The sequence below is a fragment of the Candidatus Nomurabacteria bacterium genome (assembly GCA_020632075.1).
Taxonomy (GTDB): Bacteria; Patescibacteriota; Minisyncoccia; order Phycocordibacterales; family UBA918; genus OLB19.
Genome location: JACKGH010000001.1, coordinates 98,483 through 117,029, shown reverse-complemented (window position 1 = coordinate 117,029; position 18,547 = coordinate 98,483). Strand labels below are relative to the sequence as shown.

At 48.3% G+C, this 18,547-nt stretch carries 18 protein-coding genes; 5 read left to right on the top strand and 13 right to left on the bottom strand.

The window, feature by feature from the left end:
• Positions 1 to 72: 72 nt before the first annotated feature.
• The 9 genes from H6786_00625 to H6786_00585 form a co-directional block, all read right to left on the bottom strand.
• A complete protein-coding gene (locus H6786_00625; protein MCB9815874.1) occupies positions 73 to 393 on the bottom strand; it encodes a hypothetical protein in 321 nt (106 codons plus the stop codon).
• 15 nt (positions 394 to 408) lie between these two features.
• Positions 409 to 1,602 (bottom strand): trypsin-like peptidase domain-containing protein, encoded by a 1,194-nt coding sequence (locus H6786_00620; protein ID MCB9815873.1) that lies wholly within the window; start codon positions 1,600 to 1,602, stop codon positions 409 to 411.
• A 63-nt stretch (positions 1,603 to 1,665) separates the two neighbouring features.
• Positions 1,666 to 2,661, bottom strand: a complete 996-nt coding sequence (locus tag H6786_00615) for a beta-galactosidase (protein MCB9815872.1) — start codon at positions 2,659 to 2,661, stop codon at positions 1,666 to 1,668.
• A gap of 18 nt (positions 2,662 to 2,679) precedes the next feature.
• Positions 2,680 to 3,612, bottom strand: coding sequence for an EamA family transporter (locus H6786_00610; GenBank protein ID MCB9815871.1), 933 nt, complete (start codon positions 3,610 to 3,612; stop codon positions 2,680 to 2,682).
• Positions 3,613 to 3,616: 4 nt separating this feature from the next.
• Positions 3,617 to 4,846 (bottom strand): glycoside hydrolase family 1 protein, encoded by a 1,230-nt coding sequence (locus H6786_00605; GenBank protein ID MCB9815870.1) that lies wholly within the window; start codon positions 4,844 to 4,846, stop codon positions 3,617 to 3,619.
• Between the two features lie 26 nt (positions 4,847 to 4,872).
• A complete protein-coding gene (locus tag H6786_00600; GenBank protein ID MCB9815869.1) occupies positions 4,873 to 5,598 on the bottom strand; it encodes a ribonuclease H-like domain-containing protein in 726 nt (241 codons plus the stop codon).
• A 3-nt stretch (positions 5,599 to 5,601) separates the two neighbouring features.
• Positions 5,602 to 6,366, bottom strand: a complete 765-nt coding sequence (locus tag H6786_00595) for a hypothetical protein (protein ID MCB9815868.1) — start codon at positions 6,364 to 6,366, stop codon at positions 5,602 to 5,604.
• Positions 6,367 to 6,417: 51 nt separating this feature from the next.
• On the bottom strand, positions 6,418 to 7,770 hold the full coding sequence (locus H6786_00590) for an ATP-grasp domain-containing protein (GenBank protein MCB9815867.1): 1,353 nt from the start codon (positions 7,768 to 7,770) through the stop codon (positions 6,418 to 6,420).
• A gap of 205 nt (positions 7,771 to 7,975) precedes the next feature.
• The gene (locus H6786_00585; GenBank protein ID MCB9815866.1) at positions 7,976 to 8,644 is read right to left on the bottom strand and encodes a thioredoxin domain-containing protein; all 669 of its coding nucleotides are present in this window, start codon (positions 8,642 to 8,644) and stop codon (positions 7,976 to 7,978) included.
• A gap of 72 nt (positions 8,645 to 8,716) precedes the next feature.
• On the opposite strand from H6786_00585, the gene H6786_00580 reads away from it, so the two are divergent.
• The 3 genes from H6786_00580 to H6786_00570 all read left to right on the top strand — a co-directional run bounded on the left by H6786_00580 (position 8,717) and on the right by H6786_00570 (position 12,735).
• A complete protein-coding gene (locus tag H6786_00580; GenBank protein MCB9815865.1) occupies positions 8,717 to 11,389 on the top strand; it encodes a cation-transporting P-type ATPase in 2,673 nt (890 codons plus the stop codon).
• Positions 11,390 to 11,404: 15 nt separating this feature from the next.
• A complete protein-coding gene (locus H6786_00575) occupies positions 11,405 to 12,136 on the top strand; it encodes a methyltransferase domain-containing protein (protein MCB9815864.1) in 732 nt (243 codons plus the stop codon).
• A 242-nt stretch (positions 12,137 to 12,378) separates the two neighbouring features.
• Positions 12,379 to 12,735 (top strand): diacylglycerol kinase, encoded by a 357-nt coding sequence (locus tag H6786_00570; protein MCB9815863.1) that lies wholly within the window; start codon positions 12,379 to 12,381, stop codon positions 12,733 to 12,735.
• 46 nt (positions 12,736 to 12,781) lie between these two features.
• Here H6786_00570 and H6786_00565 read toward each other — a convergent pair whose 3' ends face one another.
• Complete coding sequence (locus H6786_00565; GenBank protein ID MCB9815862.1) at positions 12,782 to 13,450, bottom strand: hypothetical protein; 669 nt, start codon at positions 13,448 to 13,450, stop codon at positions 12,782 to 12,784.
• A gap of 137 nt (positions 13,451 to 13,587) precedes the next feature.
• On the opposite strand from H6786_00565, the gene H6786_00560 reads away from it, so the two are divergent.
• Positions 13,588 to 14,595 carry an endolytic transglycosylase MltG gene (locus H6786_00560; protein ID MCB9815861.1) on the top strand — a complete coding sequence of 336 codons (1,008 nt, stop codon included), beginning with the start codon at positions 13,588 to 13,590 and terminating at the stop codon, positions 14,593 to 14,595.
• Positions 14,596 to 14,626: 31 nt separating this feature from the next.
• Here H6786_00560 and H6786_00555 read toward each other — a convergent pair whose 3' ends face one another.
• The gene (locus H6786_00555; GenBank protein MCB9815860.1) at positions 14,627 to 15,181 is read right to left on the bottom strand and encodes a hypothetical protein; all 555 of its coding nucleotides are present in this window, start codon (positions 15,179 to 15,181) and stop codon (positions 14,627 to 14,629) included.
• A 5-nt stretch (positions 15,182 to 15,186) separates the two neighbouring features.
• Complete coding sequence (locus tag H6786_00550) at positions 15,187 to 15,945, bottom strand: DsbA family protein (GenBank protein MCB9815859.1); 759 nt, start codon at positions 15,943 to 15,945, stop codon at positions 15,187 to 15,189.
• A 149-nt stretch (positions 15,946 to 16,094) separates the two neighbouring features.
• Between H6786_00550 and H6786_00545 the strand changes: the two genes are divergently transcribed.
• Positions 16,095 to 18,320 carry a hypothetical protein gene (locus H6786_00545; GenBank protein ID MCB9815858.1) on the top strand — a complete coding sequence of 742 codons (2,226 nt, stop codon included), beginning with the start codon at positions 16,095 to 16,097 and terminating at the stop codon, positions 18,318 to 18,320.
• Here H6786_00545 and H6786_00540 read toward each other — a convergent pair.
• Entirely contained in the window at positions 18,317 to 18,517 is a 201-nt protein-coding gene (locus H6786_00540; GenBank protein MCB9815857.1) for a hypothetical protein, read from the bottom strand. The genes H6786_00545 and H6786_00540 overlap by 4 nt on opposite strands.
• Positions 18,518 to 18,547 lie beyond the last annotated feature (30 nt).

The window sequence follows — 18,547 nt, the reverse complement described above, 5'->3', positions numbered from 1 at the left end:
GACAATTCCTTTACCCCCGTATCCCAATTTCGAACATACAGGAAGGAGAATGTAAATTTCCAAAAACTCATGTCAGCCTAGTTTTTTGTACAAAGTACCAGTTGCTACCAGCAAGAAAATACCGATCGCAAGAATAACTGCCGGATGATCTTGCAACAACTCACTTCGAATCAACAGCTGCTCCATGCCCGTGATGGTAGCAGTAAAACCAAACGTAACCGCTAGCAGAAACAAGACAGGGAAACGCTTTAGAATGCTCTTGCGTACCGGCGCAGCTACTCGCTGGATCTGTACCTCAGCGGTATCTACCACCATCTGCGCATCATCAAGAACCTCCTCAGCTACGCGAGAAAACTCCCCCACAACACTGTCAGTCGCACGTCTATTGGTCATACCAATAAGTATACCTTATGGCGTACGCCGAAGAGTAACCCGTACTGTGCGTTCTTCCCCGTCCTGCCAGAGCAGCAACTCGACCTCCTGCCCCACTTCTTTACCACGCAATACTGTCGCTAGATCAGTATCTCGCAACTCTTCGCCATCGATCGACAGAATGATCGTATTCTCAACAATTCCTGCTTTGTCGGCTGGAGATCCTGGCAAGACCGCCAACTCGTCAGCAGATTGACCACGGACCACGAGCGCCCCATGATCTACAGGCAGATCGTTTAGCTCGATCATACGATCAGTCACCATTGCATACCGCACTCCCAGAAACGGACGCACGATCTCGCCGTGTTCACGCACTGAATCTACCACTGATCTGACCACGTGTGACGGCAATGCAAAACCGATGTTATCTGCACCTCGTGAGGTTGCCACATTCACACCGATCACTTCCCCGTTCAAGTTAAGCAACGGTCCACCTGAGTTTCCAGGATTGATCGCAGCGTCAGTCTGAATGACTTCATCCAGCTGTTCACTGTGTCCAAGACTATCGCTCGCCACGATCGATCGTGACAGACCTGAGATCACACCGACCGATACTGAGTTGCGAAACTCAGCAAGCGCATTACCAATAGCAATGACTGTCTCACCAAGACGTAATGACTCAGAATCACCAAAACGCACGAATGTAAGCGCGCTTTCGAGCGGATCGGTGATCTTAAGGATAGCAATATCGAGCTGCGGATCACGCGCGAGCACCTCCACTTTGTATGACGTTCCATCGTTAAGAAGGACGGTATACTTCGCCTCTTCATCATCAACGACATGACGGTTCGTAACGATCATCCCGTCGTTACTTACAATAAAACCTGACCCACCACCAACCTCTCGTTCTTCAGTGCCATTTTCACGCACCCGTGGCACACTAAAGCCCCCGAAGAACCCAAACGGGTCATACGATTCATAGTATCGTTCGTATACTGGCACATCCTTGGTGACAACGACCGAAACCACTGCGTCATTGACCAGCTCGATGGTCGAGACTACCTTACTGTCCTCTTGCACGATCTCTGTTCTACTTGCCACTGTATGAGAAGCCGGAGTCTGAAAATAATCACTGATCTGACTACGAAGCGCATACCCAGTAGTACCAATGATCAAAAGTGTAATGACGCTACTGATGAGCGCTGTCTTTGCGATCTGCTCTGACTCCATACGTTGATTATATACGACGAGGTGACTAGACATCTTTCATTCTGCGCCACTGTTACATTCCACCTACTCATTGAACAATCTCTCACCTCGCTCCCACATTGCCGGTTCGCCCTGCAGCTTGAGCCAATACCACCATTCCGCTCCCCAAAGATATTGTTGTTCAAACCTTGTCTCTTTTGCATATTCGAGAATGTCTTCAAACTTTTCTAGGTTCATGCGCGTGAATTGCACTGAAAGAGGCACGTCTGTCACCGGCTCAAGTAACCACGGCTCTGCCGACAACTCGATAAGCATTGTTGGTTTCTCGCCAAACAATACCGCCATCAGATTATCTTTCACCCGATAGAACCAGGCTGGTAAGACTGTTCGAAACTGTCCTAGTTCAGGATTCCAAAAGTGTACATACACACTCGTACCAAACACATCGCCACTGCGGTACGCTCCTGCCCAGGTACCCAAATTGCCGCTATCGGTCACGAGTATCGGACGAGTCTGATCAAGCTCGTGTACTCGAGCGATCTCTCGGTCAAGGAACTGTTTATCGAGTTCACCACAATGCTCAAACGCAAACACTTCTAAAAACGGTTCGTTCTCAACCTGCCACATGACCACAGCAGGACTGTTCTGATACCGAGTCACAACTTGTTCCATGTACCTGAGCTGCGCCGCTTGCCGTTCCTCCGATGAGATATCTGCAGCCCATGCTGGCACATGACATTCTGGCCACCGCGGCAAGCGGCGCCCGACCGCCAGCACCACCTCAGCCCCCACTTCTTCAGCTCGCTTGATCTGATAATCAAGCTCTTCAAAATTGTAGACACCCGGCTGCGGTTCTACCATTGGCCAGTGTGCGGCGAGACGCAGATGTCGTACCTGCAGCTCATCGAGGATCGCGTCGTACGCCTCCTGCCAATTGAGACCAAGCTCGCGTGCGTACGGTGTATTAAATGACATTCCATATGTGATATCACTTGGCTCTTCCTTTTGCGCCAAAAGGAAGAGTCCAAAAAGGCCTACCACCAAAATACCCACCAAGCTGTACAAGACCTTTTTTATCATGCGTTGTTATACATCGTATCACGTGAAGAGAACCACGAACCCAACCAAGATGATCACCACATACAGCAATCTACGGAAGAAAGTCTCAGGGCGAGTATCTCGATCGGTTGCTGTGGACGGCAATTGGTGTGCCAGTGCAATACTGATAAGCAAAATGAACACGTACTGCAAGCCACCAAGGGCTTGCACGACAGCTGGCTCGCCTAAGTGTGTTGCTTTAAGTAAGAGGAATGAAGCCACGCCAGCCAAGATCTTTGCCAACAACACAATAATGCCAGCTTTCCTTGTCGTCCGCTTACTGACCGTCTTCACCTTCTCAAAGTATGCTGGGATCAAGAGGAGCGACAAGGTAAAGAACACAAACCCAACTCGTGACCAAAAGAAGCCGTCATCAAAACTGGTCTCCAAAAACAAACCTTTCATGGTGATATAGTGCAACGCGAAAAAGAGACCGCTATGTAGCACCTGAAGCACGGTATCCACCCGTGGCAGGGTCTGGGCGACCAACAGCGTACCAACAGCAAGAAGTACGATACCAATGATAAAATTGTCGTGAAGCGTTGCATCCAAAAACAAGTAACTGAATCCAAAGGTTGCCAAGGCGGACACAGAACCGATGATCGGTAGCGCATTAGAAGCATCTGCTCGGCGCAAGGCATCATACATAGAGACCAGCGCAATAAAAAAGGTGTACGCTGCCAAAATAGACATTCCCACCACTTGAATGGTCGGCGTTTTAACGTTCTCAAGCGATGGCATTCCCAGATCTGAAAGACCCGGTACCCACCCCAAGAAAAAGATGATGATCCACCCGCCCGTCACGAGACACGAGTAAAACGCGTACACAAACGGACGAGGCAAGACCTGTTCGTCAGAGACGATGTACTTATCAAAGATGGCTACAATAGCATTCAAAAATTGCCCTGCAGCCGCCAAGAGTATCCAACCCATGTAATCATTCTACTATGGCGTTTTTCTCGATTATTTCCTTATACACGTAGGCTGATGGACGAATTGTTCGCTCAAGCGTCTTGTAGTTGATTTGGATAAGGCCAAACTGCTTTTCAAACCCAAGTGCCCATTCGTAGTTATCCATCAGCGACCAATACAAATGCCCACGAACATCGGCTCCATCCTGGATTGCCTGCCACGTAGCAGCAACTTGCTTCTTGATATACTCGGCACGGTCTGAATCATCATGATCAGCCAACCCGCCTTCAGACACAAACAATGGCTTCTTGTACTTCGCCAGCATCATGAGTGCATCGTAGATATGCTCCGGTGCAAAATTCCAATCCATATCAGTCTTTTTCCACTGACGCTTATCACCAAACTGTGTATAGAAATAGTAATTAAGACCAATCGAATCACAGTATTTATGAGTTCGACCCATGAAGAGTTTTGTCCAGTAGAAGTTGGCGACTGCTGCGGCTAGCTTATTGAATGGGTTCCAATTAGCAGCAAAGACGATGACATGCTTCACCACGCTCACTTCGGTCTTTGGCGAGACGTTCTTAATAGTTCTATATGCAGCATTATGGGCCAAAGCAAGATTCTTCATGACCTTAAAATATGTTCTGACCGGACCAAAACCCTTGTCGGGCGCAGCTTCATACGACTTCCCAGAATTCGTGATCGAAACCATATCAGTAAGCTTGAAACGCTTGAATGGCGGCCACGTACCACGCAACCAACCATTGCTACCAAACACATTTGGCTCATTCATGGTTGAAAAATGATCGCAAAGATCGCCTAGTTGCTCGACCACAAACGCGGCATAGCGAGCGAATATTTCAGGCGCATCGCTGCGCTCAAAGCCACCAGACTGTGAAAACCAGAGCGGCAACGTAAAATGCCAAATAGTAACAAATGGCGTCAGTTCGCGAGCTTTGAGCGCCGATAGCACCTTCCGATAGTGCTCAATTGCCTCTTGATCAAACCTCCCTTCTTCTGGTTCAATTCGTGCCCACTCAACAGAGAAACGATGCGCGGTGTGACCCAGTTCTTTTGCAATATCAAAATCAGCTTCATATCGATTGTAGTGGTCACACGCACGACAACACGGCGGCACGCGCTTCGCGCGTGCCGCCTCAGCCCAATCACAGTTCTCTACCCCCCCTTCAACCTGATACGAAGCAGTCGCTGCTCCCCAATAGAATCCTTCCGGAAATTTCTTTTCAGTCATAGTGGCAGTATATCAAAAATCACTACTTATCCTTCAAGAGCATTGATAAAGGAATGTGGTGCAAGATTCTCTTTCCACTTCTCATAGAGTCCATTGATCGCCTGCACATCACCCATGTTCTTTTCTGCAATGTACCGATAGCGCTCATCGGCAAAAGCGGCGTCGATCTCGTCGCCACTAAGGAGACTACTATTGTCGATCCCGTATGCACCACACAGCAGTGCAAGCGATGGGCGATGAGACATACCACCGTAGAATGAAAGTTCATCGAGTAAGTCGACATGGTATGGCAATGTCTGTTTGGTGAGATAGCGCTGACGTGCGATATCAACCGTTGGTTTGACGCCCTGCATGACAGAACGATGATGTATAAATGGCATCAGGAAAGAGCGTCCATTGAAAGTGACGAATACATCATAACTTGTTGCTCCTTCCCAAAAATCTTCGAGGATCTCCTTTTCCGTACGAGCCTTGAAGGTGAAATCATCGATTTCAAACGAATCTTCAGACTCATTCGATACAAAATACACAGCGCCGGTCTTTCGCTCGACATCATACACAGCCAGAGAGATGATCGATGCCGTAAATGGCGAGAGCGAGAGCCGTGACTGCACCGTACTCAGTTTCTTACGTTTTTCTTCATAGCTGAAATCAGCTTTTTCGATCCACTGCGTGAGTGCACTGCGCGTAATCCCTGGAAGAGCCTTCCAGTCTTCGGCCTTGGTCTCAATATCCACGATCAAAGTTGCCATGTTTTAGAAAGTTACTGGTGTAGCTGAGAAACAGTTCAGTATTTGCGTCTGCCCAGCTGTCAGACGGTAGCCGTACTGACCACCCACCACCGCACCACCACACGTGTCAGTTTCGACCGCACTGGTGCCATAGATCGGAAAACCATCTAGCGCATAGCCGACAATTGTCTCAGCACCAAACACACCATATAGACCCGCTTCATTATTGCGGATCAGTGAACCATCTTGCGCAATGCCGATCACGTCAGTACGCAGACAAGCAGGCTGGGCTAGTGCAAACGGAGCAACAGGGAGTTGCAACAAGACTGAACGACCGGGAGCAATGGTGACATCGGCCGAATCAAGACCACCAGCCTCATAGACCAAACGCGCCCCTTCAGCCACCTCGATCGATACACCAGTACGCGGCCACGGACCGGTATATGGCGCATACTGCGGACAATACACAGGAGCACCTGCTAATACTTCAGTTTCTGTTGTGGTAGCTGGAGTTGCTACAGACTCCTCATTGTCTTCAGATTCGATGACAGGCGCCTCAAGTGTCACTCCTTGCCCGGCCGAGATCTTTTCTCGCAGCGCTGCTAGACGCTCTGCTCGTGAGATCGTCGGCCCCTCGTACACTTCAGCAACATACGTCTGCTCAGCGTCAGGCGCAATGCGCAACTCCGGTTGTCCACTACCTTTTTGCAGCACTGTCGTTGCGGTGATTGCCACCAGCAAAAACACGATCGACGTGAAGATCAGAATAAAATCGCGTGTTCGAAACATCCTGTAATCATACCAAAGGCCGGCTCCCTATGGGAGCCGGCCTTACACACCCTACTTCTTACCCTTCTTCGATACTGTCTTTTTGGTCGCTTTTTTTGCGGGTGCCTTCTTCACTCCACGATCTGCCACTTTGATGTTGACCAATTTTTCAACCCGACGAATATCTGCCAATAGATTTGAGCGGTCAACGTTGTACAGAAACAGATTAAAAACAGATCGACCGCCATTCCGAGCAAACATAACTCTGTCACCAACCTTGTTCCTTACAAAGATATTGTGAAACGAATCAAGCTCCTTAATTTTCTTAATGCCTTTCAGTTCAACCAGCTTTCCTTCCTTATCGGCAAACCACTTCATCGCACAAGCAAAACCCTTACATTTCTTTGGAATTTGCACTTTCTTAGGAATACGAGTCAGCACATCGTTAAGCGTGTGATTGATGTCACAACTCAAACTGTGTAAATCATGCCGAAAACCACCTGCTCGAGCAGCGATCTCAACCACCTTCCACTCATCATCTATCTTCATAAGTTCAGTGTGAGCTGTGGTACTACGCAAACCTAATGCGTGAATGGCTTTTTCAGCCACCTCCTCAGCTCTCGCCACCGTAGAAGACTTGAGCGCGGTTGGGGTCATCTGTAGGTAATTATAAAAGTCATCACGTCCAATTTCCTTGGCGGTTTTCTGGCGCACCAATGGACAATGTGAAACCGTACCACGCGAATTTACATAGGAATCAATTGAGTATAAATCCCCTTCCATAAAGCTTTCAGCAATAACTTTTGGCTCCTCTAGACGATCATCATTTTTATATGCTTGTTTTAGTTTACGAAAAATAGTTCGCAACGTTGAGTCAAGTTCTTCCTCGTGATAACAAATTGTCACAAACAAACTTGCTACCATGTTTGCGGGTTTTACAATCATAGGGAAGCCTATCTTTTTTACTACTCGGTCGCGTTCTTTTTTGGAATTTTGTTTTACTAGGGTGAATTCCGGTGTAATTCTTGCATCATACAGTTTCAAACGCTTGCGCATTTCGTACTTATCACTTGCCCACAACAGCGACTCTGTGGTTGGTGTACGTAAATATGGCACATGAGGAATGACGTTTATGAAACGAGGTAGGTACTTTTCAGAACGACAAGTTATAGCGAGGAGCTTGTCCTGATAGGGCAAAAGTGCTTCTGCGATTTTCCATGGTTTAGAGAAATCACATGATACACAATAGTCCAGATTGTACTTTTGAAGAAAATCATCACCTTCACGACGTACACGTGAATCAAGCAAAAACATGACTTCAATTTCTGAGCCAAACTTATTTTTGAAATCTTTAACTTGCCTAACAGTATCGACACCATCAGGTAGATTCATCACGAAAACGACAATATTTTTCTCCTTCTTCATAAGATTCACTAAGAAATAAAAAAGCAGCCTTTTCGGTAACACTGCATATCAGAATTGCTGTATTCAGACTGTAAAAGCATACACCGAAATCAGACCTGATTCCAACGTGAACACACATGTTGTGCAGTGACAACTCTTGACAATTTTTGAGAAAGAAAAGCGGCGCGGAGGCAAAGCCTCCGCGCCGCTTTTCTTCTAGTCCAATCTAGAATCCAAATCGCACATCACTTCCGACGGCAGCCGTACCAGACGCTGACGATGGATCGATCGCAGCGGCGATCTGACCAAGAAACTCATCTAGTGTCTCGTACTTCATCTTCTGACCATTGAGCAGGAATGACGGAGTTCCGGTCAGTCCGAGTTCACGGGCTTCATCAAACTGAGAACGGACTCGCTCCTCAAGGAGTGATGAATTGAGCTGGCTACGAAACTGCTCGATATCCAATTCGAGTTCTTCAGCATATTTCACAAAGAATGTCGTTGGCACCGCAACGGTAGACCACTCTTGTTGATTCTGAAACAGTAGGTCATGGAACTCGAAAAACTTTCCCTGCTGCCCTGCTGCTTCAGCTGCGATCGCTGCACGAAGCGCATGTGGGTGAATTGTGATCAATGGAAAGTGTCGATATTCAAAGCGAATCTGGTCGCCATACTGTTCAAGCACGCTCTCAACCACCGGCTGGAAAGAAGAACAAGCGGGACACTGAAAATCGCTATATTCAGTGAGCATGACCGAGGCTTCTGGATTACCCTTTACATGATCAGTAATAGTGATGCTTTCATTACTTTCTTGCGCTGACTGGTTCGACAGGAACACCGAACCAATGATCAGCAACACGACGACTACGCCGACTGCTACCCATGGATTTTTCATATGAAAAATATAGTAGCACATTAGCTCACACCAACTCACTCTAGACAAAATATTGTTTGATACACTTAACCTATGTTTACTATTCCACACAGTCCGTGGTCTGATGATGCTGATCAGCTAGCCACGACGCTGCAGACAGACTTACATAAAGGCTTAACAGAAGAAGAAGCATCAAAGCGTCTTAGCGAAGCCGGTGAGAACGTATTTGAATCCCGCAAGAAAAAAGGGCCAGCGCAGATCTTCTTTCAACAGTTCGCCAGTCCACTTATCATCATTCTTTGTATTGCAGTGCTCATTACTGCAGCGCTGCAAGAGTGGCTCGACACCATCATTATCGCCTTTGCGGTACTAGTAAACGCCGTACTCGGCTTTGTGCAAGAATTCAAAGCAGAAAAGGCTATCGATAGTCTGAAGTCATACATCACTCATCGCACCCTGGTGATCAGAGGTGGAAAGGAGACCGAAGTTGATCCTCGCTTTATCGTACCAGGAGATATCTTACACATTGCCCGTGGGGCTCGTATCACTGCCGATGCACGTATCATAAAGGAGATCAATTTTACGTCTGACGAAGCTATTTTGACCGGCGAGTCACTCCCCGTTGAAAAAGACGTGGCTACCCTGTCCGAAACAGCAGCCTTGCCTGAGCGAAAGAACATGGTATTTGCAGGCACACTCAATATTGATGGTTCAGCCTATGCAGTAGTCACCGCGACAGGCTACGACACCGAGATCGGAAAATTGGCCCAATTGGTAGACGAAACGGACTCTGAACACACACCGCTGCAAAAAGCACTTTCGAAGCTAACCTGGGCGATCATCATCTTTACCGCCCTTGCAGTGGCAGCGCTGTTTATGATCGGAATCTGGCAAGGGCGTGGCATGGAAGAGATGCTTTTCATCTCCATTGCCGTATTTGTTGGATCAGTACCAGAAGCACTTCCGATCGGTCTCACCTCTATTCTTGCCATCGGTGTCACACGCATCGCTAAGAAGAAGGGAGTAATGCGTAACTTAACCGCCGCTGAAACACTCGGCTCTACTACGCTCATCATTACCGACAAAACGGGCACGCTGACGCAAGCAGACATGCAGCTCATTGATATCGATACAAAGGACCAACTTCTTGCTGCCGATTTCACTCCATCTGATCATAAAGACAGCTTCAATTCCCTCCAAAAGGAAATTCTCACTCTGGCGCGCTGTGCCAGTGACGTTGTAGTAGAAAATCCCGAGGATACGTACACCGACTGGGTCATGAATGGTTCAGACCTTGAGACTAATATTGTCAGAGCCGCTGCACACCACGGGATCACACAAACTGCAGAAGATCGCACCGAAATACAGATCCGGATCCCGTTCAGTTCAAAGTACAAATTCTCGGTCATACGCATCCCCGCACAGTATCTTCCAGCTCACCTGAGCGCTTTTGAAGACCCTCATGTGGTCATGGGAGCACCAGACATCCTCCTAGACCGTTCGTATCTTTCTCACGAAGAACGCACACAATTGCAACATGCGATCGACGAACACAGTCGCTACGGGCGACGAGTTTTAGGGGTTGGACTACTGACATCACACGCCGAACCAGCTGCGATCTCGATCGATCACGTACAAGACATTTCGTTTCTGGGGGTACTCAGTTTCCATGACCCGATCCGGCCAGAAGTACCGCAAGCCTTAGAACGTATACATGGCTATGGCACAAAGGTCATCATGGCTACCGGCGACCTGCCCGGCACCGCACTAGCGATCGCAAAAGACCTTGGTTGGAAAGCCACTGAATCAAACGTACTTACCGGTACACAATTGCAACAGCTCTCTGATGAAGATCTCTTGCAGATCCTTGATCGCATCATCATCTATGCTCGCGTGACTCCAAAAGACAAACTCCGCATCACCAAGTTGCATCAGTCTCGCGGCGCAGTGGTTGCTATGACTGGCGACGGCGTTAACGACTCACCATCACTCAAGGCCGCAAACATCGGAATCGCGGTTGGCTCAGGAAGTGATGTAGCAAAAAGTGTCGCTGACCTCATTCTACTTGACGACAACTTTAAGACGATCGTTGCGACAATCGAAGAAGGTAAACAGATTCTCGCCAATATTAAGAAGATGTTTGTCTACCTCATGTCAAACGCACTTGATGAACTCATTTTGATCGGCGGTGCGATCCTAGCCAGTGTTGCACTACCGCTTTCCGCTATCCAGATCATCTGGGTGAACTTGTTCACTGGCAGTCTTCCGGCGATCGCCTTTGCGTTTGACCGTCAGAGAATGCGTGAAGAAGGCGCGGCCAGCAAACAGTTCTTTAGCACACGAGTGATCTTTCTGACGATCTTCATCGGTATAGTAGTCTCGCTTATGCTCTTCGGACTATACTTAAGCTTGCTACAGTTCGGCGTACCAGTCGACCTCGCTCGCAGTATCATCTTTGCAAGTTTTGGTACCTACACACTCTTCATTTCATTCTCTTTCCTTGATCTCAGTCGCTCGATCTTCAGCTACTCACTACTTGAAAATCGATACCTTATGGGTGGTGTTGCCATTGGCACAGTACTCATGATCGCAACCTTTACCGTTCCGTTCTTAGTGGATATCTTTGAAGTCACCCCACTCTCTTTTGGCTGGATCTGCTTTGTGGCAGTGTGGTGCTTGATCAACATCATGGTGGTTGAATTCTCGAAGTGGATCGCAAATACCTTTATCGTACGAGAGGTAGACAATAAGCCAAAAGTGTCGTAGTCTCTTGCGTACTGTATGGCAGTCAAACCAAATTTCACTCGGAAGAAAAAGCGCAAGGTGCACGGTGCGGCTTTTTGGGATAAGGAGTACACCAACCCGGAGCACCTCAAGCTCTCTGAAGCTGAGAGTGCCGACCTCGCTAAGTTCACTCGGTGGACAGAGCGGCGCAAGCGTGAGGATATTCTGGCTACTGGATCAAGTGCGATCGATGCTGGCTGTGGTAACGGACGTAATCTCATCTATCTGGCACGCGAGTTTGGTATGAATGGTATTGGCGTCGACATCTCTTCTGCGGCAGTTGCGCAAGCACGGCGCGCCAGCGAGGGGCTTGCGATTAAATACCACGTTGGATCAGCTGGCGCGCCGCTCCCTGCCGAAGACGAGTCACAAACGATTGCGCTTGATATGATGACTTCGCATTTCCTCGATAAAGCCGGGCGCGAGCACCTCCGTGACGAACTCTTTCGCGTGCTCGCGCCCGGTGGCTTCCTCTTCATGAAAACCTTCCTCAAGGACAAAGACCTCCACACCGCTCGGCTCCTCAAGGATCATCCGGGACAAGAAGAAGGAACCTATATCCATCCGGTCATGGGAGTGCCAGAGTATGTCTACAGTGAGGAAGAGTTAGTAGCATTCCTAAGTGAGCGATTCATTGTTCACAAAATCTATCGCTCTCACAAACACACCTCAAAAGGTAAGGCCCGCAAGCGCCGTACTATCTCTATCTACGCAGAGAAAGACTATTAGGTATACTAAAGGTCTCATGTTTAGAAAAATAGTAATCGCAATAGTTGTTATGCTCATACTGTTGTTGGCCTACGTATACACAGAGGTGGGCTACACACCAGACTTTGACGACCTTCCGCCATGCGGATATGACCCTAGCCTGCCTGAATGCGGCTCGATTTTTAAAACCCCCCAAACCCCCGACTGATCAGTGATAACGAGAAAGTATTCAGAACCATGGTGTATAGTAAAATAGTGAAACTATGATCAAAAAATACTTTCGACGCTTCCCACACGCACTACGTGGACTCACCTATGCATTACGACATGATTTTGGCTTCGCTAGTCAGGTAGCACTTGCTGCCATTGTTGCACTGCTCGCCTACTACTTTTTCAAACCGTTTTCTACTATAGAGGCGCTTTTTCTAACTCTCTCCACGTTTCTCATTTTTATCACTGAACTCCAAAACTCTGCCCTTGAAGCGGCCCTCGACCGCATCCACCCCGAACTACACGACGGCATCAAACACAGTAAGGACATGGCTGCTGGTGCAGTGTTCTTGGCTGGCATCTTTTTCGCCATCGTATTAATCACGATCGGAGTTGATAGATTGGCATAGAAAAGGTGCGGGGCCCAAGGGCCCCGCGCCTTTTCTATTAGCTCCACTACGGTAATTCTGGCATTTGCGGCATCTCGAATCCTTCAAAATTCGGCATGCCTCCTCCTTCGTACGTAGTACCGTATTCCATACCAGACTCCATGACAGCACTCATGTCCTGAAAGAGCACATCACCCGGTGGTACAAACACCGTGCGGTCGACGTTGCTCCAGCGCACACAACGATAATCAACTCGATCATCCATTCGCACCGGTTCTTGTGACACTGCAGTCTCTGCATTTACATCCTCCTCTACCAGTGAAAGATCGATCTTCACCCCATACTTTTCACCTTCAAGTTCAGTCCAAACATACATCATATCCTCAGAAATGATCATAGAAGACAACATCATGCCGCTTAGGTCTGGCGTCTCGGTCAGGAAGTCACCTCTGATCTCACCATCACTCACGAAGTAGGTTCCTTCAACAGTCGTCGCTTGCTCTCCAGCCACCACAGCGATAGTACATTCGAGGTCCTCGCCCAAGAGTCGCAACTCTTCGAGCGTTCCGCTACCCTGGCGTGTATCATCAGTAGCTGGCGAAACTCCCGCTTCCTCAGCCAACTGCGCAGCTTTTTCTTCACTAGTCTCTGATGACGTATCACCACCAAACAACATGAAATACCCGGCTACAGCAACCACTATCGCTGCAACTACTAAGAATCCAATAATTTTCATGCTTTTCATACGTACAAAATTAAGCCTGTAAGGTCTACCTATTCTACTCCTCACCACGCCAGGCCACAAATTATAAGACTAGAGAATTACCCACCCATTCAAGAATCTATCTCATTGCAATATGGCATAATAATCACATGCTGAACAAACAGGCGGTGCTTCGTGGAATCGCGGGTCTCATAATCATGTGTAGTGTCCTTGGGTCAATGGGGTTTGTTCTTCTACTCGAGTCAAAGAGCATGATCTTTTCTTATGCAGTAAAGCAGATCGAGGAGATCGACCGCCCAGAGCCATTTCCGGTCAGTGTTGACCCGATCGCAAAAACGATCATAGAAGACCCTGCTGCAGATACCTTCTTCACAGACGCGCTTGCAGCGGCTCCAGATTCACGCCGTAACTGGTGGAACAAGGTCGCTGCTTTCTTTGCTGAAGATGACTGGTATCAAAACCTTGCCTCACCAGTCGGTCGGATCGTTGTGATCTGGCCAGGCGAACGAAAAGAAGAAGCAGCAAAAAAGATCGGGGAGATCCTTCGCTGGGACGTTGATGACCGGTTAGAGTTCCAACGACTCGTCGACGAGACAGCGCCTACTTTTAGTGACGGAAAGTACTATCCAGGCCAATACATCGCACATCGTGGCGCGACACCAGCCGACATGCAGCAGCTCATCAGCTCTTCATTTGAGAAAGAAATCCTTGCTCGGTATACTCCTGAAGTAGCTGAGCAAGTACCGCTTGAAGACGCGCTCATCATCGCATCATTACTTGAACGCGAAGCCAGTGATTTTGAGAACATGCGCGAAATTTCAGGCGTGATCTGGAATCGTCTCTTTATAAATATGCCACTACAATTAGACGCGACGTTGCAGTATGCACGCGGGAGCCGCGCCTACGAACCAGCCTGGTGGCCAGCAGTTCGCCCAGCCGACAAGTACATGGACTCACCATATAACACCTACAAGAATGAAGGCTTGCCACCAGGACCAATTTCGAATCCTTCGGCTGAAGCTATCTTAGCCGCCCTCAATCCGATTCCAACAGACTGTCTATTCTACTTCCATACCAGCAACGGTACCTATCACTGTTCTGCTGATTATCAAGAACACGTGAGTAAGTTGCGTTCAATCTACGGCCGTGGGAGATAAATGCTAAAAAAGAGCCAGTGGTGGCTCTTTTTTAGTACTTAGTTGGACAAACGATTGGATCATTGATCCGCCGCATCAAATATCTGATCGATACGATAAGCAAGATCAGACCAAGCACACCAAACTCGATTCCATGAAACGGTAGCAGGAGCAGCAATCCAGTAGCACCAAATAAACCAAGTACTGCTGTGATCACTACCGAGCCACACGCCGCACAGCCAATCCCAAGCATCGCACTCACAATCCCTCCAATACTCGCCAGATGCGCCGCCGCACCTTCGGTGCGCTTGGTCTGCCGTCGACGAATGTAGAATGTCAAAATGCCAACATTGATCCCAAACAGTACTGCGATCAGCAATAGATACAGGGCTGAAAATACAGTGAAGTTAGTAAAGATCGAACCATACAAACTAAAGACAAAGGAAAGTTTTGCACCAAGACCGATCGAACCAGAAAACAGTATCTGTACTAAAATACCCCAATTGGGCAACATAACACCAGCGGTCAACACCGCGAACGCTACCAACGCAGCACCGAACACATACCTTCGATGTCGAAAGACCCGAGTCAAAACTCCGGACGCCATACTCTCTAGTAAGCTTCTTCTTTTGCTAGCTTGATAAGATTCTCGATCGTTGCAGCTGGAAGCGCACCATTGATCGGGTAGGTCTTGCCAGATGGCCCAACCAAAATACTCCATGGTGTACCGCGACCACCGGTCTCGACCGCATCAGTCATGTCTTCCTGGATTGCTGCGTTGTGACGACCACTATCGTAGCACTCTGTGAATGCTTGCTGTGACACACCAACTCCGAGAACCAGCTTTGGAATAAGTTCATTGTGTGCAGTTTTATCGCCACTGCCACGAGCTGTCATATAGCTATCTGTGAATTCCCAGAACGCATCATTACCACCGAGCTCAGCGACACATTCTGAAGCAAGAGCGACAGCAGCTGCCTGTGGATGAAGTTGCTCAAGCGGAAAATGACGGTATACCCACGCCACTTCATCACCGGAATACTTACTTGTGATCTCCTGCATTGCCGTGTGGTACCGCGTACAGAATGGACAGTCATAGTCAGAAAACTCGATGATCTTCACCGGCGCTTCGAGACTGCCACGAATATGGTCTGCGGCAGTCACTGGATTGACCAAACTAGTCTTATCATCAGCTTCAGCTGCCTGAGTTGGTGCAGCAACACCAGTAGAGCTTGCTTGGCCACCACCAAAGTAAAGTCCAGCGCCAATAAAGCCACCAGCAATGATGATCGAAACCGGGATCATAAGATCTTTCATTAGCGTGCTTTGCTGCGTGTGAGGTTGCGTTGATTGTACTGTTTGGTCTGACATAATGACTGTTACTACGTGACTATTTAACTACTATTTCAGCATAGTATACACGGTATTTGAATTACCCTACTACCCTATTTGGTTCAGAAAAAATTACACCACATTAATCATTACTTGCAAATACCAGTTATGCGTATATAGTAGTGTATATGAACGTCCTACGAAACTCATTTCTAGGCTTGTTGGAAGTGCTACTGCTGTCGCCAATTTTAGTGAGTGCAGCAACTTATACTGTCGCCCCAAACGCCACGAACTACTCTCCCAATGAATCGATCGTTGTTTCTTGGACTGCGCCAGCAGATCACAATGCAAGCGACTGGGTCGGTATCTATAAAGTTGACTCGGCCAATACTCAGTACCGTAGCTGGTCATACTTATCGACTGCCACCGAAGGGTCGCTCATCTTGTACGAGGGAGTTCCTGGCACCTACGAACTCCGATTGTTTACAAATGCAGGATTCGAACTTGTTGCTACCTCAGAAGCATTCACGATCACGACTGATCCAGAAGTGACGTATATCCTTTCTACCGATGCAGGCACTGTCGCAGCAGGTAAACAAGTGACAGTAAGCTGGGAAGTCACTGGGACCACAGATGTGACCTATGACTGGATCGGACTGTACGGTGTAGACAGCAGCAACACCTCCTATAGCGATTGGGCCTACACCAACACCACCGACGGCAGCAAGACTTTCACCATCAACACACCCGGAACGTACGAATTCCGCTATCTTATCGACAATAGCTACACTGATGTCGCGACTTCAGACACGATCACTGTGACTGAGGCGGATGATTCTGATGATGGGGACGATAGCACTCCCGGCTACTCCCTCACCGTAAACGACACCAGCTTTACACAAGGTGACACCGTGACAGTGGCCTGGGATGCTGACGCAGACGATAATCTAACCAATGACTGGATCGGACTGTACGCTGTCGACACAACCGATTACAGTTACCAAGACTGGGCGTACATTACCAGTGCAACCGGAGAAAAATCCTTCAATCTCCCACAGATCGGCACATTCGAAATACGATACTTCAAGAATAACGGATATGAACGCGTTGCCACCTCAGAAAACTTCACTGTCACTGCACCAGACCCAAATGATAACAACAATGCGTACACACTAAGCACCGATGACACTGAATACGCGCAAGGTGCGACTGCAACCGTAAGCTGGGAAACTGACACCAGCGACAGCTTGACTCAAGACTGGATCGGACTGTACCAGTTAGGAGCCTCAGACTACAGCTACAGCAGCTGGGCATACGTCACTGGTGTTACTGGAGAGCTATCATTTGCACTGCCGAATACTGGAGAATTCGAGTTTCGCTACTTCAAGAACAATAGTTACAAACGAGTTGCCATCTCAAATAGTTTTTTGGTCACTGCGAATGACAACCCGAACGATCCGCCGCCGGTCACAATATACAGTGTTGAACCGGACAAAACCTCATACGACTTTGGTGAAATAGCCGATGCTGTTTGGAGCGGACCTTATTCCCTGCTTGACTGGATCGGACTATACACCGTAGGATCTTCGGATAGCAGCTACTTAGACTGGGAGTACACCGACACTCTGTCGTACCGAGAACAGTTCCCATTGAACACTGAAGGAACCTTTGAGTTTCGATTATTCAAAAAGAATTCCTACACGAAGGTCGCCACTTCAGAACCATTCTCAGTTACATTCAATCCCGAAAACTGTAACGGTTTTGACCTGAGTCAGATAACCAATTACCCGACTGGCAGCGGCCCGGTGATCGCACTCGGCGATAGCATCACCTACGGTATTGGCGCCACGCCTGGCCAAAACTACGTTGATGAGCTTGAGAAGAACTTAGGGATCAACATCATTAATGCTGGCGTCTCTGGAGACACAACCCAAGATGCGCTCGAGCGACTCACTGCCGATGTGCTGAGCAAGTCACCAAGCACAGTGATCGTCTTTCTAGGTGGTAATGATGAGATCCGTCGTGTCTACGAAGCGCTAAGCGAAACTGCGGTCGATCGCGAACTGACCAGCGAGCTTGACGCGATCGCAGACCGACTCGGCTACGACTGGCAATCGGTACCACTCCTTACTCAAGCACAGACGTTTACAAACCTACGATCGATCGTGGATCAAATTCAAGAAACTGGTGCGAACACGATCGTGGTTGGTTTTGATAATTACCTCTTCAACGACACTGTGTATGCAGCCTACGAAGATGTCGCGAGCGACACTGGTTCTGTTTTCATTCCAGACATTTATAAAAACATCTTCGGCAATCCGTTCCTCATGAGTGACTTAGTGCACCCAAATGACTTTGGCTACGATATTGTTGCCGATCGGATCGAACTTGGGCTTGAGTGTCTCGTACCTTAGTACAGGCCAAGTAAGTGACCTATCACCAGCACGAGCAAAAAGTATAGCGCTGACCAACCTTTGGCAGGCGGAAAATATTCAGCGAACACACCTAGGTTGTGTATCCACCAGCGGCGACCGCACCACGACATAATGATCGCACCGACACTGTCGACCACAAGCAGTGAAAACACGATGATCTGCCAATGAGGTTCCATATGAAAATAGTATACCAACAGCCGGGCGCT